Annotated in this window: 19 protein-coding genes; 10 read left to right on the forward strand and 9 right to left on the reverse strand. The window is 69.2% G+C overall.

Features of this window, described 5'->3' with window-relative positions; translation table 11 throughout:
* Positions 1 to 69 precede the first annotated feature (69 nt).
* Positions 70 to 2,070: a cytochrome c oxidase assembly protein gene (locus ACSJDX_RS06295; RefSeq protein ID WP_438354689.1), complete on the forward strand. Its 2,001-nt coding sequence runs from the start codon at positions 70 to 72 to the stop codon at positions 2,068 to 2,070.
* A gap of 23 nt (positions 2,071 to 2,093) precedes the next feature.
* Positions 2,094 to 2,489: a DUF4307 domain-containing protein gene (locus ACSJDX_RS06300; protein ID WP_438354690.1), complete on the forward strand. Its 396-nt coding sequence runs from the start codon at positions 2,094 to 2,096 to the stop codon at positions 2,487 to 2,489.
* 36 nt (positions 2,490 to 2,525) lie between these two features.
* On the opposite strand, the gene ACSJDX_RS06305 is transcribed toward ACSJDX_RS06300, so the two are convergent.
* Positions 2,526 to 2,810: a zf-TFIIB domain-containing protein gene (locus ACSJDX_RS06305; RefSeq protein WP_438354691.1), complete on the reverse strand. Its 285-nt coding sequence runs from the start codon at positions 2,808 to 2,810 to the stop codon at positions 2,526 to 2,528.
* A gap of 82 nt (positions 2,811 to 2,892) precedes the next feature.
* Positions 2,893 to 4,929 (reverse strand): heavy metal translocating P-type ATPase, encoded by a 2,037-nt coding sequence (locus ACSJDX_RS06310; protein WP_438354692.1) that lies wholly within the window; start codon positions 4,927 to 4,929, stop codon positions 2,893 to 2,895.
* A 78-nt stretch (positions 4,930 to 5,007) separates the two neighbouring features.
* Between ACSJDX_RS06310 and ACSJDX_RS06315 the strand changes: the two genes are divergently transcribed.
* Entirely contained in the window at positions 5,008 to 5,340 is a 333-nt protein-coding gene (locus ACSJDX_RS06315; RefSeq protein ID WP_438354693.1) for an ArsR/SmtB family transcription factor, read from the forward strand.
* A 246-nt stretch (positions 5,341 to 5,586) separates the two neighbouring features.
* Here the strand turns inward: ACSJDX_RS06315 and ACSJDX_RS06320 are convergent, their stop codons facing one another.
* Both ACSJDX_RS06320 and cmtR read right to left on the reverse strand, forming a co-directional pair.
* Positions 5,587 to 7,545, reverse strand: coding sequence for a heavy metal translocating P-type ATPase (locus ACSJDX_RS06320; RefSeq protein ID WP_438354694.1), 1,959 nt, complete (start codon positions 7,543 to 7,545; stop codon positions 5,587 to 5,589).
* 225 nt (positions 7,546 to 7,770) lie between these two features.
* Positions 7,771 to 8,106 carry a Cd(II)/Pb(II)-sensing metalloregulatory transcriptional regulator CmtR gene (gene cmtR / locus ACSJDX_RS06325; RefSeq protein WP_438354695.1) on the reverse strand — a complete coding sequence of 112 codons (336 nt, stop codon included), beginning with the start codon at positions 8,104 to 8,106 and terminating at the stop codon, positions 7,771 to 7,773.
* Between the two features lie 454 nt (positions 8,107 to 8,560).
* On the opposite strand from cmtR, the gene ACSJDX_RS06330 reads away from it, so the two are divergent.
* Genes ACSJDX_RS06330 through ACSJDX_RS06355 form a run of 6 tightly spaced genes read left to right on the forward strand, consistent with a single transcriptional unit; the run spans position 8,561 to position 15,227 of the window.
* Positions 8,561 to 9,508: an ABC transporter ATP-binding protein gene (locus tag ACSJDX_RS06330; RefSeq protein ID WP_438354696.1), complete on the forward strand. Its 948-nt coding sequence runs from the start codon at positions 8,561 to 8,563 to the stop codon at positions 9,506 to 9,508.
* On the forward strand, positions 9,505 to 10,533 hold the full coding sequence (locus ACSJDX_RS06335) for an aliphatic sulfonate ABC transporter substrate-binding protein (protein ID WP_438354697.1): 1,029 nt from the start codon (positions 9,505 to 9,507) through the stop codon (positions 10,531 to 10,533). The genes ACSJDX_RS06330 and ACSJDX_RS06335 overlap by 4 nt, the downstream gene beginning before the upstream one ends.
* Entirely contained in the window at positions 10,530 to 11,342 is an 813-nt protein-coding gene (locus ACSJDX_RS06340) for an ABC transporter permease (RefSeq protein ID WP_438354698.1), read from the forward strand. The genes ACSJDX_RS06335 and ACSJDX_RS06340 overlap by 4 nt, the downstream gene beginning before the upstream one ends.
* Positions 11,333 to 13,327 (forward strand): acetate--CoA ligase, encoded by a 1,995-nt coding sequence (gene acs / locus ACSJDX_RS06345; RefSeq protein WP_438354699.1) that lies wholly within the window; start codon positions 11,333 to 11,335, stop codon positions 13,325 to 13,327. Before ACSJDX_RS06340 ends, acs begins: the two co-directional genes overlap by 10 nt.
* The gene (locus ACSJDX_RS06350; protein ID WP_438354700.1) at positions 13,324 to 14,658 is read left to right on the forward strand and encodes an O-acetylhomoserine aminocarboxypropyltransferase/cysteine synthase family protein; all 1,335 of its coding nucleotides are present in this window, start codon (positions 13,324 to 13,326) and stop codon (positions 14,656 to 14,658) included. The genes acs and ACSJDX_RS06350 overlap by 4 nt, the downstream gene beginning before the upstream one ends.
* Positions 14,655 to 15,227, forward strand: coding sequence for a CoA-binding protein (locus ACSJDX_RS06355; protein WP_438354701.1), 573 nt, complete (start codon positions 14,655 to 14,657; stop codon positions 15,225 to 15,227). Before ACSJDX_RS06350 ends, ACSJDX_RS06355 begins: the two co-directional genes overlap by 4 nt.
* Here ACSJDX_RS06355 and ACSJDX_RS06360 read toward each other — a convergent pair.
* Both ACSJDX_RS06360 and ACSJDX_RS06365 read right to left on the reverse strand, forming a co-directional pair.
* Positions 15,224 to 16,225 (reverse strand): IS481 family transposase, encoded by a 1,002-nt coding sequence (locus tag ACSJDX_RS06360; protein WP_438354702.1) that lies wholly within the window; start codon positions 16,223 to 16,225, stop codon positions 15,224 to 15,226. The genes ACSJDX_RS06355 and ACSJDX_RS06360 overlap by 4 nt on opposite strands.
* A gap of 111 nt (positions 16,226 to 16,336) precedes the next feature.
* On the reverse strand, positions 16,337 to 16,861 hold the full coding sequence (locus ACSJDX_RS06365; protein WP_438354703.1) for a 2-phosphosulfolactate phosphatase: 525 nt from the start codon (positions 16,859 to 16,861) through the stop codon (positions 16,337 to 16,339).
* 90 nt (positions 16,862 to 16,951) lie between these two features.
* Between ACSJDX_RS06365 and msrB the strand changes: the two genes are divergently transcribed.
* Complete coding sequence (msrB, locus tag ACSJDX_RS06370; protein WP_438354704.1) at positions 16,952 to 17,353, forward strand: peptide-methionine (R)-S-oxide reductase MsrB; 402 nt, start codon at positions 16,952 to 16,954, stop codon at positions 17,351 to 17,353.
* Between the two features lie 63 nt (positions 17,354 to 17,416).
* On the opposite strand, the gene ACSJDX_RS06375 is transcribed toward msrB, so the two are convergent.
* From ACSJDX_RS06375 to ACSJDX_RS06385, 3 genes are all read right to left on the reverse strand, one after another.
* The gene (locus tag ACSJDX_RS06375) at positions 17,417 to 17,971 is read right to left on the reverse strand and encodes a hypothetical protein (protein WP_438354705.1); all 555 of its coding nucleotides are present in this window, start codon (positions 17,969 to 17,971) and stop codon (positions 17,417 to 17,419) included.
* Between the two features lie 102 nt (positions 17,972 to 18,073).
* A complete protein-coding gene (locus tag ACSJDX_RS06380) occupies positions 18,074 to 19,207 on the reverse strand; it encodes a WxL protein peptidoglycan domain-containing protein (RefSeq protein WP_438354706.1) in 1,134 nt (377 codons plus the stop codon).
* A 71-nt stretch (positions 19,208 to 19,278) separates the two neighbouring features.
* Positions 19,279 to 21,237, reverse strand: coding sequence for a fibronectin type III domain-containing protein (locus ACSJDX_RS06385; RefSeq protein WP_438354707.1), 1,959 nt, complete (start codon positions 21,235 to 21,237; stop codon positions 19,279 to 19,281).
* Between the last annotated feature and the right edge of the window lie 20 nt (positions 21,238 to 21,257).

Here is a 21,257-nt window from a genome sequence, read left to right on the forward strand (position 1 = left end):
GTGACCCCAACGCCCACAGAAGGCCTCGCAGGCGAGCTCGCCGCGAGCAAACCCGGTAGGCGACTACGAATGATCCCGCGCACCAGAGAAGTCAACTACCGCACGTTGCGGGTAGTCGGGCCGACGCTCCTCGTTGGGACGGCACTCGCTGTGCTGGTCGGCGCACTGGCATTCGGTGGCGGCGCTGCACAGCTCCCCCTTGGTGACGCCGGCCCGGTCGTGCGCTGGGGGCTTCCGGCCGCGAAGCTGATCGTGAACCTCGCCGCCGCGGGAATGGTCGGTGTGCTCGTGACGGCGCTGTTCACGTTGCGGACGGGTGAGCGCGAGTTCGATGTCGCCCTCGATACCGCCTCGATCTCCACAGCCGTGTTCACCATGGCGGCTGGCGTGACCGGTTTCCTCACGTTTCTCAGCGTGTTCAACCCGGCGATCGATGTGGGACCGCAGTTCGGTGCCCAGCTCGGGCGGTTCCTTGTCGAACTCGAGGTGGGCCGGACGTGGCTTATCACGACCGTGGCGGGCGCAGCACTTACCGTCCTGACATTCGCGGTGCGGTCCTGGGTTGGAACGCTTCTGGTCGCCCTGCTGGCGGTCGCCTCGCTCGTGCCGATGGGCACGCAAGGACACTCCGGGGATGACGCCCTTCACCACGAGGCGATGATGGCGCTCATCCTGCACATCATCGGCGCCGCGGTCTGGCTCGGCGGTCTCCTCCTGCTCGTCGCTATCCGTCCGGTCCTCCCGCGGCAGCGCATCGCCGATGTCGTCGCCCGCTACTCGAGCATTGCCTTAGCCGCGTTCGTGCTCGTCGCCGTGTCCGGCACGGTGCGCGCGGCCATCGGCCTGCAGCAGTGGTCGGATCTGCTTTCCCCGTATGGCGCAATCTTGGCCGTCAAGGTCGTCGCACTGATCGGTCTCGGGCTCTTCGGCGCGTGGTACCGCATGCGGCTGATCGGCAGAATGCGCAGCTCTGACGCAGCAGCCCGCCCCTTCTGGATCCTGATCGTGTTCGAGCTGGGGTTGATGGGCGTGGCCAGCGGCGCCGCTGCAGCGCTGGCCCGCACCCCACCACCGAACCCGGCCCCGCTTCCCGAAACCCCGTCGCCAGCGGAACGCCTCACCGGTGCACCGCTGCCCGCGGAGCTCACGATCGAACGGTGGGTCACCGCATGGAACGTCGACCTGCTGTGGGCGGTGATCGCCGGGTTCGCGATCTTCTTCTACCTTGTCGGGGTGTGGCGGCTGCGCCGCCGCGGCGACGCGTGGCCGGTATACCGCACGATCATGTGGGTCACCGGCATGGTGCTGCTGGTGTGGGTCACCGGCGGAGTCATCAACGTCTACCAGGACTACCTGTTCAGTATGCACATGGTCGGGCACATGCTGCTCACGATGGCGATCCCCGTGCTGCTGGTCGCCGGTGCGCCGGTGACCCTCGCCGTCCGCGCGGTCCGCAAGCGCGACGACGGTACGCGTGGCGGCCGGGAATGGATTCTGTGGGCCGTGCACTCGCCCGTTGCCCGGGTGCTGACGAACCCGTTCGTCGCAGCCGGCTTGTTCATCGGGTCGCTGTGGGTCTTCTACTACACCGACCTGTTCCGGTGGTCGCTGGCCGATCATCTCGGGCACCAGTGGATGATCGCGCACTTCCTCATCACCGGTTACCTGTTCGCCCTCACGTTGATCGGCATCGACCCGGTGCACTGGCGGCTGCCCTACCCTGGCCGGCTGCTGCTGCTCATCGGCATCATGGCGATGCACGCCTTTTTCGGGATCGCCATCATGATGCAAGCGGGACTCATGGTTGCCGACTGGTTCGGGTCGATGGGCCGCACGTGGGGGCCGACGCCGCTCGAGGACCAGTACACCGGCGGCGGCATCGCCTGGTTGATCGGCGAGATTCCCACCCTCATCCTCGCGATCACCGTCGCCATCCAATGGAGCCGCAGCGACGACCGTGAGACCAAACGCCGCGACCGGCACGCGGACCGCACCGGTGACGCCGATCTACAGGCCTACAACGCGCACCTCGCCGACCTCGCCACACACGAGGCTCGCCCCCGCAGCTGAGCCCTACGAAAACAGAGGACCGCGTGACGACGAAGGAAGAGCTGGCCGAACGCTACGGTCGCGCTCCGCGCCCAATCCGCCGCCGACTGTTCTGGATCGCCGTCACCGGTGTGGCGGCATTGGCTGTCGCTGCGCTTGCATGGCTGACCGTCTCGAACTCGTTCGACGACGTCGGATTCGACGAGACAGGTTTCGAACTGGTCGATGCCCGCACCGTGACCGTATCTTTCCAGGCCACCCCGCCCGCCGGCGCGGCGTTCGCATGCGCTGTGCAGGCTTTGGATGAGGATTTCGGCATTGTGGGCTGGCGAGTCGTCGAATATCCGGGGTCAGAGGAGACCACACGGGCCTTCGTTGAGACGATCCCGACCGTCGCGCAGGCCACGACCGGCACCGTGAAGGCCTGTTGGGTCACATAGTTCGCACGGGACGAGGCACTTCCGGCGGTGGGAGCGCTAGTCGAAGAGTTCGCCGAGCCACCCGCCGCGACGTCGGCCATTCTGTCTGTCGTTGTTGTCGTGTCTGCTCTGGGATCCATGTTTGGACCCATGTCCGTCATATCGCGTCGGATATGGTGCCGTCTGCTGAGCGGGGGGCGGAGGAGCTGTCAGCGAGCGTTCGATGATCTTGTCGAGTTCACCGCGGTCGAGCCATACTCCACGGCACTCGGGACAGTAGTCGATCTCGATTCCGGTGCGATCTGACAGCACCAAGGTATTGCCATCGATGGGACATTTCACGGGTGAACTCCAATGGGGTGACCGTGCAAAACGGTTCTGGCGAAGACGATCCTGGCGGGGCGTTCGAGAGGAGACGAAAGTGTCACGGGCTGGGCTTGTCCTCGTGGTCGATGCCGTGGTGTTCCTTGCCTCGCTCGAAGTTGAGTAGGCGGAGTGCGTTGGCGACGACGACCAGCGTGGAGCCTTCGTGGATGAGAACCACGGCGCCGATGTTCAGCCCCAGGAAGGTGGCGAGGATGAGGAACGCGACGATCGCGAGGCTGGCGATGAGGTTCTGCCGGATGATCCGGCTGGTGGCGCGGCTGAGCCGCACAGCGAAGGGGAGGCGGCCGAGGTCGTCGCTCATCAGGGCGATATCACAGGTCTCCAGGGCGACGGTGGAGCCGGCGGCGCCCATCGCGATGCCGACGTCAGCGCTGGCCATCGCCGGGGCGTCGTTGACGCCGTCGCCGACCATCGCGATGGGGCGGTAGGTTTCGGAGAGGCGGGTGATCTCAGCGACCTTGTCCTTGGGGAGGAGCTCGCCGAGGGCCGTGTCGACGCCCACTTCCCGGCCTACCGCGTCGGCAACGCGCTGGTTGTCGCCGGAGATCATCACGAGCTGCCCCACGTCCGCGGCCCGAAGAGCGCTGAGTACCTGAGCGGACTCCGCGCGGGAGGCATCCATGACTCCGACGATGCCGAGGAATCGGTCACCTCGGCGGACGATCATCAGCGTCTGACCGGAGTCCCGCGCCTGCGTGTAAGCATCGGACAGTGTGCCGGTAAGCGCGAGCTGCTGCTCCTCGAACATACGCAGGTTGCCGACGTCGACGCGTTCCCCGTCGATCGTCGCCGTGATGCCGCGGCCGACGACCGCGTTCAGGTCTGTCGCGGTGAGGCGCTCGGCCTGGGGGACGCGGGGTTCGAGGTCGCGGACGATCGCCTCGGCAAGAGGGTGGTCGCTGAGTGCCTCCACTGCGACGAGAGTGCGGATTAGATCGGGCTCGGGGACATCGCCAGCAGGGGTGACGGAAGTGACCCGGGGTGCACCCCAGGTCAGCGTGCCGGTCTTGTCGAACGCCATCGCCTTCACCCGTCCGAGGGTCTCGAGCGGGGCGCCGCCCTTGACGAGCACGCCAGCCCGGGCGGCACGTGCCACACCCGCCAGCACAGCGGCCGGGGTGGCGATCGCGAGAGCGCAGGGGCTGGCTGCGACGAGCACCGTCATGGCGAGGTAGAACGCATCGGGGAACGGCTGTCCGAACGCGAACCACGAGATCAGGAGCGTGACAGCGACGCCGAGGATCACCGCGGGAACGTACCAACGCTGGAACCGGTCGATGAACTGCTGCGTCGGTGACGCGGCCTGGTCGGCGGTGCGTACGAGCTCGACGACCTTGCTGAGCGTCGAGTCCGCCGCGGTCGCGGTGACCTCGATCTCGAGCACTCCGGACCCGTTCACGGTACCGGCGAAGACCCGGTTGGCGGCGGGAAGGGTGTCAACGGTCCGCATCGCCCGTTCCGGGTCTGCCACCGGTTCCTTCTCCACCGGGATCGACTCCCCCGTGACCGCGGACTGGTCCACCGCGGACACGCCCGAGATCACGAAGCCATCTGAGGGGATGCGAGAGTTCGGTCGGACGACCACGACGTCGCCGACCACGATCTCCTCGACCGGCACCTCCACCGGCTCCTCCCCGCCCCGGCGCACCAGCGCGCTGCGGGGGGCGAGCTCGGCAAGCGACTCGATGGACTTGCTTGCCCGGCTGAGCGCGTACTCCTCGAGCGCGTGGCCGAGGCTGAACAGGAACAGCAGTACCGCGCCCTCCGCCCACCGGCCGATGAGGGCGGCGCCGATGGCGGCGACCAACATGAGAAAGTCGACCTCGAACTTGCCGCGCAGCGTGGAGGCGATCGCGGTGCGGAACGTGAAGAACCCGCCGAAGAAGTAGGTGGCAAGGAAAAACACCAATGGCCATCCGACTAACGGCAGCCCCAATGCAAACTCGGTGATCATCCCGCCGGCATAGGTGACGCCGGCGGCGATCGCGAACCACAACTCCCACCGGGCAGAACCGTGAGCATGTTCCTGGGTCTCAGCAGTGGGCGCGGCAGTCGTCGAAGAAGAAGCGGTCATCCCCAAACAATACATCACATATTCATGATATATTGTTGTTGTGAATGATTATCGTGATCGAAGGGCACAATGGTGAGCATGGCCACTGCTGAGACGCGTCGAGAAGCGAGCTCCTTGTCCGTAGCGGACGCCGAGCGGCTCGCCGAGATCATGCAGGCGCTGGCCTCCCCCGCGCGGCTGCGAATTCTCAGCACGTTGAGCGCGCGACCGAGCACCGTGACCGAACTTAGTGAACAGTTGCAGATCGGTCAGACGACCGTGTCAAACCATCTTCGGCTGCTGCGGCACCTCAGCCTCGTCACCGGGAGTCGCGCCGGCCGGCACATCCACTATTCGCTCTTCGACGACCATGTCACCGAGCTCCTCGATGAAGCCATCGGGCACCTCGAGCACCTCCCGCACGGACGTTGAGTCGATCGACCCTGGGACGCACGCAAATGCTCTATGGCGATCGCCGGTGACGTCTGGCGGAGCGGTAGCTGAGCAATAGGAAGGTCGCGTGGCCCGCCAGCGACAAGCTCAGGAAGATGATCGCGATGACGAACACGTTTCCCGGTCCGCGGTCGCCGCCTATCAGCATCACTGCACAGAACAACACCGCCGCAGCGAGAAGCACCGTCTGCACAGCGGAAAACACGACCCGCCCGTGGGGACCAATCATCCTCGGGGAGCTGCCGTTACGGCGCGGGCATCCACAGGTGCGCTCAGTCCGCCATGTGTTACCGCGGCGAACCGTCGAAGGCTAGCCGGTCGCCGGCCGGCGCGGACACCGTTGAGGATGACGATCACCTCGGCGACCTCGTGCACGAGCACCACCCCGGCAAGTCCGAGCACTCCGAGGAGGGCGAGGGGAAACAGCACGATGATGATTGCTAGAGCGAGCACGATGTTCGCGGTCATGATGCGCCGGGCGCGGCGTGCGTGCGCGAAGGCGCCGGGGATGAGGCGCAGGTCGTGGCCGGTGAACGCGACGTCGGCGGATTCGATTGCCGCGGCGGATCCTTTCGCCCCCATTGCGATGCCGACAGTCGCGGTCGCTAGGGCGGGTGCGTCGTTGATGCCGTCACCGACCATCGCTGTCGGCCGCGACGCCGCCAATGCTTCGACCGCCGCGGCCTTGTCTGCGGGGAGTTGCTGGGAGCGGACGTCTGTTATGCCGGCAGTGTCGGCGATCGCCCGGGCGGTGCGGTCGTTGTCGCCGGTGAGCATGATCGTCTCGATGCCCTGTGCGTGCAGCATCTGCACCGTCTCAGCCGATTCGGGGCGCAGTTCGTCACGGACTCCGATCAGCCCGGCGATCTGGCCGTCCGCTTCCACGACCACGACGGTCATGCCCTGCGCTGCCATCGACTCCGCCAGCGGGCGGTGCTCGCCGGGATCCAGCCACCGGTCGTTGCCGACACGGATGGTGCGCCGGTCGACCTTGCCTGTGATTCCGTGGCCCGCAGCCTCGACGACACCCGTTGCGGAGGTCGAGCCGGGCGCCGCCGCAGTGATCGCCGCAGCAAGAGGGTGAGCGCTAGACGCCTCCACGGCCGCCGCCCACGCCAGCAGATCGTCACGAGTGGTCCCGGGCGTGGGGTGCACCTCGACGACAGTGGGTTGGTTGCGTGTGAGTGTGCCGGTCTTGTCCAGGGCGACGGTGCGGATCATGCCGAGCTGTTCGAACGCTTCGCCGGATTTGATCACGACCCCGAATTTGGAGGCCGCGCCGATGGCGCTGATCACGGTGACGGGGACCGCGATCGCCAGCGCACAGGGTGAGGCGGCCACAAGGACGACGAGGGCGCGTTCTATCCATAATCCTGGGTCGCCGACGATGAATCCGAAGACGGCGACGAGGGCCGCGGCGATCAGCACGGCTGGTACGAGCGGGCGGGCGATTCGGTCCGCGAGGCGAGCTCGCTCGCCCTTGCGGGCGTGGGCTTGCTCGACGAGCGTCACGATCTGGGTGAGGGAGTTGTCGCGTCCGTCTGCGGTCGCTTCGATCCTGAGAGTCGCGGAGCCGTTCACCGATCCGGCCGCGACCTGATCGCCGGGACCCACGTCGACGGGGATCGATTCACCGGTGATCGCGGAGGTGTCCAGGCTGGAGCGTCCGTCGGTCACGACTCCGTCGGTAGCGACGCGTTCGCCGGCGCCGATGACGAGAACGTCGAGCTCGCGCACGTCAGCGGCAGGGATGGTGATGTCCCCGCCCAGGCGGGAGACGCGCACGGTGTCGGGGATGAGAGTCAGCAGGGCTCGTAGTCCTTCTTTGGCGCGGTCCATCGCGCGGTCCTCGAGCGCCTCGGCGAGGGAGAACAGGAACGCGAGCGTTGCGGCCTCACCGACGTGGCCCAGCAGCACCGCTCCGATCGCTGCCATCGTCATCAGCAGGCCGACCCCGAGCCGGCCGCGGATCAGGCGGCGGATCGCGCCGGGAACGAACGTGTATGCACCGGCGATCAGAGCTGCACCCTGCAGCACCAGCGCGGGGACGGGCAACCCGGACCATTCGAACGTGTACCCGGCGAGAAGGAACACCCCCGACAGGGCGGACGGGAGGAGGGCGATGTCTCGCCACCACGGAGGACGCACCTCGACTTCAACCTCCTCGACTGTGCCTTTGCTCACAACATCGGGGCCGCAACACGCGTCGCCGGTATCGGTAACGGCGCCGTCCTTCCGCTGGTCGGCTGGTGCACAGCAGGCGTCACCGGCCGGAGAAGGGAGGGAGAGTTCGATGCGGCGCACCGTGGGAGTAGTGCGTGGTTCGTCAGGTCCGCAGCACTCGTCGCTCACCGCGTCACCTCCGAACCCATGATGCGGGACGGCGGCACAGTGATGAGGCGGGCAATTTCATTTGCAGCACTCGCACTCCTGGTTCATGCACGGTGCACCCTCGTCCACGGCGACAACGGCCTCAAGCAGAGACCGGAGCCCCTGGGTCAGGTGCGGGTCAGCGATCTCATAACGGGTACGACGCCCCTCCGGCGTCGAGACAATTAAGCCGCACCCGCGGAGGCAGGTCAGGTGATTCGACACATTCGTCCGGGTCAGCCCAAGATCCCTGGCGAGCTCCGCCGGATACCCTGGGCGGTCCAGCAGCGTCAACAGAATTCGGGACCGGGTCGGATCGGCCATCGCCCGGCCGAGCCGATTCATCACATCGACACGTGAAGCAAGAGTCAGCATGCACTGACTATACAGTGAACCGTGACCTGACTTGCTTGGATGAGACGCGGCACCATTGCCACCATCACGACCATCGCAAACAGGTCCCCTAGCGTCTGGGTGACCACCCCTGGAGGGCTGACCGCGAACGAGATCGGCACGGCCAGGGCGAAAGGCAGAACGACGAGGGAGTCACGGGTGACGCCAAAAAATGGCTGCCCGCATGACACATTCAATCTGGAGAATGTCATGACAAGACGGCGTCAACATTCGGAAATCGCTCGTCTCGGATGACACCTAGTGTCATCTCGCCGCAATACCGACACGTTCCTCCGCGAGGGGACGCCGATCGTCGGGCCGACGCTCGCGCGCACGACCATGTGCGTCCCTTCGCGAGGGGACGGGAGCGACGGAGTGCGTCGTCACATTACGACGCGCTTTGGCGACGCGTGATATCGCCGGGAAGCTGAGGAGCATGCCCGCACCTCTCGACGCGACGATCGGCGCGCCCGCAGCCGGGGTGCGCGTGGTCGACGTCGAGCGCACCTTCCCGACGAAGGAGGGTCCGCGCACCGTGCTGCGCGATCTGAGCCTCGACGTGACCCCCGGCGAGATCATCGCCGTCGTCGGCCCGTCGGGATGCGGGAAGTCGACGCTGCTGCGACTCATCGGCGGCCTCGACGCCCCCACAGCCGGATCGATCACTCTCGACGGCGACGAGGTGCACGCGCACGACGACTCCACCGCGATCGCCTTCCAGGAACCGCGACTGCTGCCGTGGCGCACGATCGCCCAGAACGTCGCACTCGGGCTGCCGCGAGGCATCCGGGGTCGCGCCGCGAAGGATCGCGTCGCCGAGCTGCTCGACCTCGTCGGCCTGACCCACGCCGCGAGCCAGCGGCCGCGCGAGGTCTCCGGCGGCATGGCGCAGCGCGCATCGCTGGCCCGCGCACTCGCGCGCAGCCCGCGCGTGCTGCTGCTCGACGAGCCCTTCGGCGCGCTCGACGCGCTCACGCGGCTGAAGATGCACGATCTGCTGCTCGAGATCCACCGCGCGCAGCCGGCCACGATCGTGCTCGTGACGCACGACGTCGAAGAGGCGCTGTACCTCGCCGATCACGTGCTGATGCTCCGCACCCTGCCGGCGGCGCCCTCCGCGACGATCGAGCCGGTCCGCCCGCGGGCCGAGGTCGTCGCGCTCGGGTCGTCCGCGGGCATCGGCGCGCTCGGTCGCTCCGGCGCGCACGAGGTCGCCCCGGTGGCCGCGAGCGACGCGCACGGTCCGGACGGCTCCATCGCCCGCTTCGTCTCCGTTCCCGGCGCGCGCCCGCGCGACCGTGGCGCCCGCACGTTCACCGATCTGCGCGCCAGCCTGCTCGACGGGCTCGGCGTGCACCGGACCATCACCGAGGAGTACTCATGACCCGCCTTTCCCGACGACTGACCGCGGCTCTGGCCGTCGCCGGAGCCCTGACGCTCGCGCTCACCGGATGCGTCCAGGGCGAGAACAGCACGACCGGGGGCGGCGCGAGCGCCGGCGGTCAGTGGTCGACGAACACGCTCTCGATCGACTGGGCCACGTACAACCCGCTCAGCCTCGTCGTGAAGGATCAGGGTCTGATCGAGCAGGCGCTCGGCGACGCCGTGACCGTCACGTGGCAGCAGTCCGCCGGCAGCAACAAGGCGAACGAGCTCCTGCGGTCGGGATCGATCGACGTGGGATCGACCGCCGGTTCGGCCGCCCTGCTCGCACGGTCGAACGGCTCGCCGATCAAGGTGATCGACATCTTCTCGCAGCCGGAGTGGTCGGCCATCGTCGTCGGCAAGGACAGCACGATCACGAAGGTCGCCGACCTCAAGGGCGCGTCGATCGCAGCGACCAAGGGCACCGACCCCTACTTCTTCCTGCTGCAGGCCCTCGGCGAGGCGGGGCTCACCATCAACGACGTCGAGGTGCAGAACGTGCAGCACGCCGACGGGCGGGCGCTCCTCGACGGCGGATCGGTGCAGGCGTGGGCGGGCCTCGACCCGATCATGGCCGCGGCCCAGGTGCAGTCCGGCGCGAAGCTGCTCTACCGCAACGTCGACTTCAACAGCTACGGGTTCCTGAACGCGACCGAGGACTTCATCGGCAATCACGCGGATGTGGCCCAGGTCGTGGTCGACGCCTACGAGAAGGCCCGCGTCTGGGCGATCGCGAACCCCGACCAGATGGCCCAGCTGCTCGCGAACGCCGCTTCGATCGACCCGGCCGTCGCGCGCACCGTCATCACCGAGCGCTCCAACCTCGACGTCTCGGGTGTGCCGGGCGACGCCCAGCTGACGGTCCTGAAGCGGATCGCCCCGGTCATCTCGGCCTCCGGCGACGTGCAGGGAGGCCAGGCATCCGTCGACGCCGCGCTGTCGAGCATCATCTATCCCGACTTCGCCGCGAAGGCGACCCCGTGACACCAGCCACCACCACGACCACGGGGGCGCCCGCTCAGCAGCGGACGCCCCTGTGGTCGCGCACGTGGGTGAAGATCGCGGGGGGCTTCCTCGTACCGCTGATCGTGCTGGGCGCGTGGCAGTACGTCACGGCGTCGGGCATCATGCCGCCGTACCGGCTGCCCTCGCCCGCCACCGTCGTGGCCGCCGCTGGTGAACTCATCCAGCGCGGCGAGCTCTGGCGGCACATCGCGATCTCGGTGCAACGCGTCGTCATCGGCTTCGCGATCGGATCGCTCATCGGTCTCTTCTTCGCGGCGGTCGTCGGGCTCTCGCGTGCCGGCGCGGTGCTCTTCGCGCCCATCCTCGTCGGCATCCGCGCGGTGCCGTCGCTCGCGTGGGTGCCCCTGCTCATCCTGTGGTTCCAGGTGGGCGAGGAATCGAAGATCATCCTCATCACCATCGGCGCATTCTTCCCGGTCTACACGACGGTCGCGTCAGCACTGCGTCACGTCGATCCGCTCCTGGTCGAGGCAGGACGCGCCTTCGGTCTGCGCGGCTGGTCGCTCTTCCGCACCGTGCAGCTGCCGGCCGTCGTCCCGTCCGTGGTCGCGGGCCTCCGGCTGGCACTCGCGCAGGCGTGGCTCTTCCTCGTGGCCGCCGAGCTCCTCGGGGCCTCCATGGGGGTGGGATGGCTGCTCAACGACTCGGCGCAGAATGGCCGCGTCGACCGCATCATCATGGCGATCGTGCTGCTCGCACTCCTCGGGACGATCACGAACGGCATCCTCGTCCTCTTCGACAAGGTGGTCTTGAAGCGGTGGCTGTGACCGACGAAGCGCGTCTCGGCGAGAGCCGCACGTTCCCCGCCCCGGCCGATTTCGCTGCGCAGGCGAACGTCGACGCGACGATCTATGCAGAGGCGGATGCCGACCCGCTCGCCTTCTGGGAGCGCGCCGCCGAGCGGCTGCAGTGGGCCGAGCCCTGGCACACCGTGCACACGTGGTCGCCGCCCGTCGACGGCCCCGACGGGCTGAGCGTGCCGAAGGCGACCTGGTTCGACGGCGGAAAGCTCAACGTCGCCGTCAACTGCGTCGACCGGCACGTCGACGCCGGCCGCGGCACGAAGGTCGCGCTGCACTTCGAGGGCGAGCCGGGCGACCGCGAGGCCGTCACCTACGCCGACCTGCAGCGCCGCGTCGCCCGCGCCGCTCACGGGCTCACCGCCCTCGGCATCGGCCCCGGCGACCGCGTCGTGGTGTACCTGCCCGTGCTCGTCGAGACCGTCGTGATCGCCCTCGCGTGCGCGCGCATCGGCGCCGTGCACTCCCTCGTGTTCGGCGGGTTCTCGGCCGATGCCGTTCGCTTCCGGCTCGAGGACACCGGCGCCAAGCTGCTCGTCACCACCGACGGTCAGCACCGCCGCGGCACGCGGGTGGAGGTCAAGTCGGCCGCCGACCGAGCCGCCGCGGATCTGCCCGCCCTCGAGCACATCCTCGTCGTGCGGCGCACCGGGCAGGACGTGCCGTGGACCGAGGGACGCGACGTCTGGTGGCACGAGGCGATCGACACCCAGCCGGACGTCCACGAGCCGCAGTACTTCGACGCCGAGCATCCGCTGTTCATCATCTACACGTCGGGCACGACCGGAAAGCCGAAGGGTCTCGTGCACACGTCGGGCGGATATCTGACGCACGCGAGCTGGGCGCACTGGGCGCACTTCGATGCGAAGTCCGACGACGTGCACTGGTGCACGGCGGATCTCGCGTGGGTCACAGCGCACACATACGAGCTCTACGGACCGCTCTCGAACGGCCTCACGCAGGTGATCTACGAGGGCACCCCCGATGCACCGCACCGCGAACGGCACCTCGAGATCATCGAGCGCTACGGCGTGACGGTCTACTACACCGCCCCCACGCTCATCCGCACGTTCATGACGTGGTTCGGGGACGACCTCCCCGCCGGCCACGACCTGTCGTCGATCCGTCTGCTGGGCACGGTGGGCGAGGCGATCAACCCCGAGGCGTGGGTGTGGTTCCGCCGCAACTTCGGCGCCGACCGCACGCCCGTCGTCGACACGTGGTGGCAGTCCGAGACGGGCGCGGCGATGATCGCGCCCCTGCCGGGGGTCACGACGCTCAAGCCGGGCTCAGCCACCGTCGCGCTCCCGGGCATCGACGTCGCCGTCGTCGACGAGCAAGGCGACCCCGTCGCTCCCGGCCGGTCGGGCACCCTGGTGGTGCGACGCCCGTGGCCGGGGATGGCCCGCACGATCTGGGGCGATCCGAATCGCTACCGCGACGCGTACTGGGCGACCTACGCCGGCAAGGGCGACCACGGCGGGTACTACGTCGCCGGCGACGGCGCGACGATCGACGCCGACGGGTGCATCTGGATCCTCGGCCGGCTCGACGACGTCGTGAACGTGTCGGGGCACCGCCTGTCGACGATCGAGATCGAGTCGTCGCTCGTGGCGCACCCGGCCGTCGGCGAGGCGGGTGTGACCGCGGTCGCCGACCCCCTCACCGGTCATGCCGTCGCCGCGTTCGTCGTGGACGGGGCCACCGGAGCGGCCGACCACGACGAGCTGCGCGCGCAGGTCGCCCGCGACATCGGGCCCATCGCCAAGCCGAAGATCATCGTGCGCGTACCCGAACTGCCCAAGACCCGATCCGGCAAGATCTTGAGAAGGCTGCTCGCGCAGCTGTGGCAGGGCGAACAGCTCGGCGACACCACCAGCCTGCAGAACCCCTGGGCCGTCGACGGCGTGCGAGAAGCCGTCCGCGTCGCCCGAACGAAGGAGACATCATGAGCGAGCACCGATTCGGGTTCCGCACCCGGGCCCTCCACGCGGGAGGGACACCGGATGCCGCCACCGGCGCCCGCGCCGTGCCGATCTACCAGACCACGTCGTTCGTCTTCGACGATGCGCAGGATGCCGCGAACCTCTTCGCCCTGCAGAAGTACGGCAACATCTACTCGCGCATCGGCAACCCGACCGTCGCCGCGCTCGAGGAGCGCCTCGCCTCCCTCGAGGGCGGCATCGGCGCGGTGGCCACCGCGAGCGGCATGTCGGCGGAGTTCATCACGTTCGCCGCCCTCGTCGGGCAGGGCGACCACATCGTCGCCTCCGCCCAGCTGTACGGCGGCACCGTGACGCAGTTGGATGTCACGCTGCGGCGCTTCGGCGTCGAGACGACCTTCGTCGCCAGCTCCGACCCCGAGGCCTTCCGCGCCGCGATCCGCGACGAGACGAAGGTGCTCTACGTCGAGATGATCGGCAACCCGGGCGGCGAGATCGCCGACATCGAGGGGCTCGCCGCGGTCGCGCACGACGCGGGCATCCCGCTCGTCGTCGACGCGACGCTCGCGACCCCCTACCTCGCCCGTCCCATCGAGCACGGCGCCGACATCGTGATCCACTCGGTCACGAAGTTCCTCGGCGGGCACGGCACGACCCTGGGCGGCATCGTCGTGGAGGCGGGCACCTTCGACTGGGGCAACGGCAAGTTCCCCGCCATGACGGAGCCGGTCGACTCCTACGGCGGCATCCGCTGGTGGGACAACTTCGGCGAGTACGGATTCCTCACCAAGCTCCGCAGCGAGCAGCTGCGCGACATCGGGCCCTCGCTCAGCCCGCAGTCGGCCTTCAACCTGCTGCAGGGCGTCGAGACCCTCCCCCAGCGGATCGACGCGCACATCGCCAACGCGCGCATCGTCGCGGAATGGCTCGCCTCCGACCCGCGGGTGTCGTTCGTCACCTGGGCCGGGCTCGAGGGCCACCCGCACCGCGAGCGCGCGCAGAAGTACCTCCCCCTCGGCCCCGGATCGGTGTTCGCCTTCGGCGTGCGCGCCCCCGGCACCTACGACTCGGACGCCGAGCGCGTGCAGGCCGCGCGTGCCACCGGCGAGAAGCTGATCGAGTCGCTGCAGCTGGCGAGCCACCTCGCCAACATCGGCGATGCGCGTACGCTCGTGATCCACCCGGGGTCGACGACGCACCAGCAGCTGACCCCGGAGCAGCTCGAGGCGGCGGGCGTGCCCGCCGACCTCATCCGCATCTCGGTCGGACTGGAAGACCCGGAGGACATCCTCTGGGACCTCGACCAGGCCCTGACCCTCGCGACAGGAGCCCAGCGATGAGCGATTCGTGCAGCATCCCCTCTCCCTCCGTCGGGGAGGCGTGCGCCCTTCCGGGCGCGACGGTGCAGACCGCGGCGAGCGAGCGCACGTGGCAGAGCCCCGGCGCCTCCTCGCGTCTCGGTCTGCTGCGGCGCACCAGGACGGTGGCGATCGTCGGGGCATCCGACAACCCCGCCCGCGCCAGCTACTTCGTCGGGACCTACCTGCTGTCGAGCTCGCCCTACGAGGTCTACTTCGTGAATCCGAGGGCCGACGAGATCCTCGGGCAGAAGGCGTACGCGTCGCTCGCCGATCTCCCCGTCGTGCCCGACCTCGTGGACGTCTTCCGGCGCGACGAGGATCTCCCCGGCGTCGCCCGCGAGGCGGTCGAGGCCGGCGCGAAGGCGCTGTGGCTGCAGCTCGGCTCGTGGAACGAGGAGGCCGCGGCCATCGCCGAGGCCGGCGGCCTCGAGGTCGTCATGGACCGCTGCATCAAGATCGAGCACGCCCGCTTCCACGGCGGACTGCACCTCGCCGGGTTCGACACGGGCGTCATCTCGTCCAAGCGCCAGGTGGTCGCCGCCCGCTAGCTGTACTTCCCCGTGACGTTGTGAACGCGGGCTGAGGGGGTCTGGCCGCCGATCCCGGTGTGGGGTCTGTGGTGATTGTAGTGATGCCGCCAGGTCTCGTATGCCGCGGCTCGCTCTGCTTCGCTGGCGTAGGGCTTGGCGTAGGCCCATTCGGCGGCGAGGGTGCGGTTGAAGCGTTCGACCTTCCCGTTGGTCTGCGGCCGATACGGCTTTGTCCACTTGTGCTTCACACCGTCGCCGAGCGCGTCCGCGAACGCGTGTGACCGGTAGCACGCGCCGTTGTCTGTCATCACGGCGGTGACCGTGACTCCGAGGCTCGCGAAGAACGCGTTCGCGCGGGTCCAGAACCCTGCCGCGGTCTCCTTGCGTTCGTCGTCGAGGATCTCCGAGTACGCGACTCTCGAGTTGTCGTCGACGGCGTGGTGCAGATACCGGTAGCCGCGGGAGCCGGCCGCTCCTGACCGTGCGGCCTTGTCACGGACGGATCCCGCGGCACGGTCCTGCGCCGATCCGCGGCCGAAGGCGCGCCAGCCGCCGCCATCAGGGATCCGGCCCTGCTTCTTGATATCGACGTGGATCAGCTGGCCCGGTCTTGCGACCTCGTACCGCTTCGGCGTCGGCTTGCGGACTGGCAGCCCGGTGGCCTGATCGATGTTCACGAGCTTCGGCATCCCATACCTGGCCAGCACCCGGCCGACCGTCGAGCGGGCAAGGCCCAGGTGATACGCGATCCGGTGCGGACCCCACCGGCGGGTGAACCGCAACGACACGATCCTCCGCTCCGTCTTCCGCGGGAGCCGGTTCGGCGAGGTCTGCGGCCTGAAGCTGCGGTCCGTCAACGGCAGCCCGGCCCGATACCGGTCGACCCACCGTTTCGCCGTCGCGGGCGAGCACTGGAACCGTTCCGCTGCCCGCCGCAACGACCAGCCCCGATCCACGACGAGGACAGCAAGACGACGACGCCCTTCCGGCGTCAAAGGCGCGTTAGCGTGAGACACGAAGACCTCCGTGGTCAGGATGCGAGTGTGGTAACCCACATCCTGCCCGGAGGTCTTCGCCTACCTCACCCGTTCACAACCTCCCGGGGAAGTACAGCTAGCAGCTCGGCGTCAGCCGGCGACGCGGGTCGCTTCGGCGTCGGCGTCGAGCTCGGCCGCGGCGCGCACCTCGTCGCGGCGACCGTCGTCTGCGAGTGCGAGCCCGGAGGTGCTCGCCGAGAGAAGGTGCTTGAGCGCGCGCGTCAGCGGCCGGAACCCCTCGGTCGCCACGGCGAGATCGGGCGCGGTGTGATCGATGCCGAGCGCGCTGAGCGCATCGCCGAGCGCGCCGGCCGCGAGGTAGTCCTCGACCGCGAACCGTCCGTCGTCGCCGGCGAGCACGAGGTTGATCGCCGTCCGGCCCCCCGAGGTCGTCTGCACGTCGTAGACGGCTCGTGCGGTCGCCGTCGCGTTGCGCAGCGATGCGACGAACACCGCCGGACCGTGCGATGCCGCGGCGGCGCGCGCGGCGAGATCGTCGGCCTCGCCGATCGCATCGACGATCACCACGACGGGAGCGGCGGCGAGATCGTCGAGCCCTTCCGCGCCCCATGCGAGGCGCACCTGGTAGGTCGATTGCGAGCGCGGATCGGTCATGCCGTCCAGCCTATGGCGCAGCATCCGCCCCTCTCCGCGCTCTCCGTAACCGCGGGCCGCGAGGGTGCCGGCAGTCCGTAGAGTCGGGGTATGGCATACGAGGTCTCCAAGTCCGACGACGAATGGCGCGAGGAGCTCGGCGACGAGCGCTACGAGGTGCTGCGCGGGGCCGGCACCGAGCGGGCGTGGACGGGTGAGCTGCTCGACGAGGAGCGCGCGGGACTCTACACGTGCGCCGGATGCGGCAACGAGCTGTTCGTGAGCGGTACGAAGTTCGACTCGCACTGCGGCTGGCCGAGCTTCTATGAGTCGGTGCGTCCGGGCGCCGTCGAGCTGCTCGAGGACGACTCCCTCGGCATGGTGCGCACCGAGGTCCGCTGCGCGCGCTGCGGCGGTCACCTCGGCCACGTCTTCGACGACGGCTTCGGCACGCCGACCGGCCAGCGCTACTGCATGAACTCGCTGTCGCTGAACTTCACGTCCGAGGAGTAGTCGCTCGACCGGTCGCGACTCGCCGTCGGACGTGCCGTGGGTGCGTCTCGACGAGCGGGGCGATCAGCCGGCCAGCGCCGACCGACCCGCGACGAGCGCGACGAGGCCGAGCGCGAGGAACACCGGCCCCGCGAGGAAGCCGCACCAGAAGCTGGGCGCGGCGATCCGGCGTGGGAGGAACAGCGCCGCGACCCCGATCGCCGTCACGGCGACCGCCGCGACCAGAAGGAGGGGCTGCCCGAACACGAACGCGAGCGGCACGAAGTGCAGCCCGACCACGATCATCGCGGGAGGGGCGATCAGCTCCGCGCGCTTGCGACGGATCAGCACGATCGCGACGACGGCGATCGCGATGATCTCGATCCACGTGATCACGATGTACCAGATCAGCGGCACCGAGCCGGGTACCAGCGCCGACGGCGACCCCCAGTTGCGGATGAGCGGCGGCAGCCCGAAGCCGAGCAGGACGAGCCCCGCGGCCTGGATCACGACGAGCACGACCCGCCAGAGCGCGCCCCGCGGCGGCCGCTCGTGGGCCCAGCCCGCCCACACGAACGCGACGAAGCCGAACAGCGCCCCCGTGAACAGCAGGTCGCGGGGAAGGGCGGGATCGATCACGGCGACCTCCTCGTCGCCTCCACGCTAGCGGGCGGTCCGGTCGCGAAGACCGGCCGCATCCCTGAACGAACCTCGGGGGGTGGAGGGGACGGATGCCGCGGCTCAGACCTCGACGCGGTCGGCGGGCTTCGCGGCGCCGGCGACCTCCGCGCCATCGGCGGGCCCGGCGGCGTCCACCGCCTCCGCCGTGCCCGCCGGTGCGACCGCGGCAGTGCCGAGAGCGGCGGCCACGGCGGCCGCGACCCGCTCGTCCTCGCGCGCCTGGGCGATCGCGCGACGGCGTCGGCGCAGGAGCACCCCTCCGACGATCGCCGCGGCGATCAGGACGAGCAGCACGAGCAGCGCCCACGGAACGGCCCACCCGGTCGCGGTCACGACCACGGGGATCATCAGCGACGATGAGCCCGAGGCATCCACCGCTATGGGGGTCACCGTCGCGGTGCCCAGCAGCCAGACCAGCGGAGCCACCGTCGGCACGGTCGCCGTGACGGTGCGGCTCTCGCCGGGAAGCAGTTCGGGGATGTCATCGAGCGCGCCGGCGGGCGCGGAGAACCACCCGAACGGACCGGCGACGGATGCCTCCTGCCGGGCGGCGAGCGCGGTGTTGCCGGTGTTGCGCAGCGTGTAGGTGACCGTCGAGGGTGCGGGCAGGCCGAGGAAGCCTCCGGCCCAGTCGACCGTCGCTCCCTCGACTCCCATCGCCGGGGCGAGGGCGCCGCCGACGCGGAGCGAGACGCGGATGCCGAGTCGGCGGTCGACCGAGATGCCCGACGCGGCGTCGCTCTGCAGCGAGGTCACGAGACCGCCAGCGTAGTCGCCCGGGGTGGCGTCGGCGGGCACCGTGAGCGTGAACGGGATCGTGACGGAGCCGCCGGCGGGCACCACGACCGACGTGGTGTCGGCGTGCACCCACACGCCGAGGGCCACCGACGAGCCGTCGCTCTTGAGCACGTCGAGCTGCCCCGTATCGGTGGTGAAGCCGTCGGCGGCGTACACCGCCAGTGTGAGCGGCTCGGGTCCGCCGTTGCCGACGACCAGGCCGTCGCTGATCGACGCGCCGGGGTCCAGCGCGTAGTCGAAGCCGGTGCGATCCACCCCGAACTGATTCGACTCGGTGCGCACCGTCCACGAGACGTCGGTGGCCGAAGCCGCGTAGGCGGCCCCCGGGACGGCCGTCGCGGCGAGGGCGAGGAGCGCGGCGATCACGATCGAGCGCAGGCGGGAGGAGCGGATCATGGTGTTCCTTCGAGGTGGAGCGGGGGTGGCGGGACGGATGCCGCGGCATCCGTCCCGCCGGGGGTGACGCGTCAGCCCGCGAGGGCCGTGATCGTCAGGGTGCTGCGGTAGGTGCCCTGGTCGACCGTGTCAGGCAGCTTCAGCGACAGGTCGGCGCCGAGGACGCCGGTGCCGCGCGGGTGACCCTGGACGGCGGTGCCGAGCGGTCGCGAGACCGAGAGTCCCGCGCCGGTGTCGGTGCCGGGGGCGACGGCCGCACCGGCGGTGGCGCCGGCGCCGGGGGTGACGACCTTCGGGGTCCAGCCGAGGTACTTGCCGGAGAAGGTCTTGTCGCCGTCGGTGAAGTCGCTCACCGACGCGGAGATCGACCACGGCGCGAGGGTGCGACGGCTGTCGGTCACGGCGATCTGGTTGATCTTGCCGCTGGCGGTGAAGGTGTTGTCTCCGGCCAGGGTGGCGGTGCCCATGTCGACGAGACCGTTCTGACCGTCGATCGTCCAGCCGAACTCGCCCACGGGCGCGTTCGGCACGTCGACCTGGATCTCCTGGCCGTTGCCGTGGTACGGGCGGATGGTGACCTTGTCCTGCGTGGTGCCGACACCGTTGGTGGTGGTGCACTTGCCGCCGCCGGCGTTGGGCGCCGCGCACGTGCCGCTCGTGAGGTTCTCCACGACCAGCGCGTCCTTCTGGACGCCGACCTTGACGTAGGAGCGCACGTAGTCCTGGTTCTGCACCGAGTTGTACCAGTAGTTGCCCGGGTTCTGCGGGTCGGCGCCGTTCCCGGCACCGCTCGTGCCCGTGCTGTCGGGAGCGGTCATGTCGTAGTACTTCGAGCCGGAGGCCGAGTTCGCCGTCACGTACACGACGCCGCCGGGGCCGGTGAAGACCTCGTTCGCGCCGGGCTGCTCGGCTGGGTTGGCCTTCGCGCCGTTCTTGATCTCGTAGCTGCGGGTGTAGACGTGGTCGTGACCCTGCAGGACGAGGTCGACGCCCAGGTTGGAGAACGTCGTCGGGAAGTCGACGCGACGCACCTTGGCGTCGGCATCCTTCGCGTGCGCCGCCGAGGAGTAGATCGAGTGGTGGTACACGAGGACGGTGTACTTGGCCTGCGTGCCGTGGGCGTTGATGACGTCGGTCACGTACTGCACGTGGGCGTCGTCACCGCCGCTGCCGTTGGCGGCCGTCTTGTAGCTGTTGCTGTTCAGGTCGATGAACAGCACGTCCTTGTAGATGAACCAGTAGTCGCCACCCGAGGTGCTGGCCGTCTTGGAGCCGTCCGCGTAGTACGCCGCCGCACGGTCGGTGTTGGGCGTGTACAGGTGCTGCTCGTACGCCTTGCCACCCACGTCGTGGTTTCCGATCGTGGCGACCCAGGGCACGTTCTTCAGCTGGGAGGGGGCGAGGAACGCGTCCCACTGCGACTCGGTGTTGGCCGTCTCGACCTGGTCGCCGCCGGAGACGAGCAGCTCGGCCTTCGGGTTGGCCGTGAGCGACACGTTGAGCGTGTCGGCCCATCCGGCGCCGTCCGCCGCGACGTTGCCGGAGGCACCGATCTGCGGGTCGCCGTAGAAGAGGAAGTCGAAGTTGCCCTCGAAGCTCTGCGTCGCGAAGGTGTACACCGGCGACCAGTTGCCCTCGGAGCCGACCCGGTACGAGTACGAGGTGTTCTCGGCCAGGCCGGTCACGGTGGAGTGACGGTTGAAGCCGGGCGTGGTGCCCGCGACGTTCGCCGTGCCCGAGGCGCCGAAGCTGGTGGCGGCGGCGGGGAAGACATCCCCGACGACGGCGGAGGTCGGTGCGAGCTGCACGACCTGGGCGGAGTCGTCCGAGGAGTACCAGGTGACGATGCGCTGGGTCTCGTTCGCACCGACGCCGAGGATGATGCCGGTGTACGCGGTGGTGCTGGCGGCCGCGGCGGGCAGGGCGGCGACGCCGGTCAGCGCCAGGGACGCGCACAGCGCGACCGACGACGCCCACGCGGCCGTGCGGCGGAGCCGCGCGGGCCGTGCAGAGGCGGGGAGAGGTGACATGGGGGTCCGTTTCTCGATGA

It is taken from the genome of Microbacterium fluminis (genome assembly GCF_051549805.1).
GTDB lineage: Bacteria > Actinomycetota > Actinomycetes > Actinomycetales > Microbacteriaceae > Microbacterium.

Excerpts from the sequence above, each read along its gene's own strand:
- msrB (WP_438354704.1), top strand. The coding sequence starts at position 16,952 with ATGGCATACGAGGTCTCCAAGTCCGACGACGAATGGCGCGAGGAGCTC.
- ACSJDX_RS06365 (WP_438354703.1), bottom strand. The coding sequence starts at position 16,861 with ATGACCGATCCGCGCTCGCAATCGACCTACCAGGTGCGCCTCGCATGG.
- ACSJDX_RS06295 (WP_438354689.1), top strand. The coding sequence starts at position 70 with ATGATCCCGCGCACCAGAGAAGTCAACTACCGCACGTTGCGGGTAGTC.
- ACSJDX_RS06380 (WP_438354706.1), bottom strand. The coding sequence starts at position 19,207 with ATGATCCGCTCCTCCCGCCTGCGCTCGATCGTGATCGCCGCGCTCCTC.
- ACSJDX_RS06315 (WP_438354693.1), top strand. The coding sequence starts at position 5,008 with ATGGCCACTGCTGAGACGCGTCGAGAAGCGAGCTCCTTGTCCGTAGCG.
- ACSJDX_RS06355 (WP_438354701.1), top strand. The coding sequence starts at position 14,655 with ATGAGCGATTCGTGCAGCATCCCCTCTCCCTCCGTCGGGGAGGCGTGC.
- ACSJDX_RS06350 (WP_438354700.1), top strand. The coding sequence starts at position 13,324 with ATGAGCGAGCACCGATTCGGGTTCCGCACCCGGGCCCTCCACGCGGGA.
- ACSJDX_RS06330 (WP_438354696.1), top strand. The coding sequence starts at position 8,561 with ATGCCCGCACCTCTCGACGCGACGATCGGCGCGCCCGCAGCCGGGGTG.
- ACSJDX_RS06385 (WP_438354707.1), bottom strand. The coding sequence starts at position 21,237 with ATGTCACCTCTCCCCGCCTCTGCACGGCCCGCGCGGCTCCGCCGCACG.
- ACSJDX_RS06335 (WP_438354697.1), top strand. The coding sequence starts at position 9,505 with ATGACCCGCCTTTCCCGACGACTGACCGCGGCTCTGGCCGTCGCCGGA.
- cmtR (WP_438354695.1), bottom strand. The coding sequence starts at position 8,106 with ATGCTGACTCTTGCTTCACGTGTCGATGTGATGAATCGGCTCGGCCGG.
- ACSJDX_RS06310 (WP_438354692.1), bottom strand. The coding sequence starts at position 4,929 with ATGACCGCTTCTTCTTCGACGACTGCCGCGCCCACTGCTGAGACCCAG.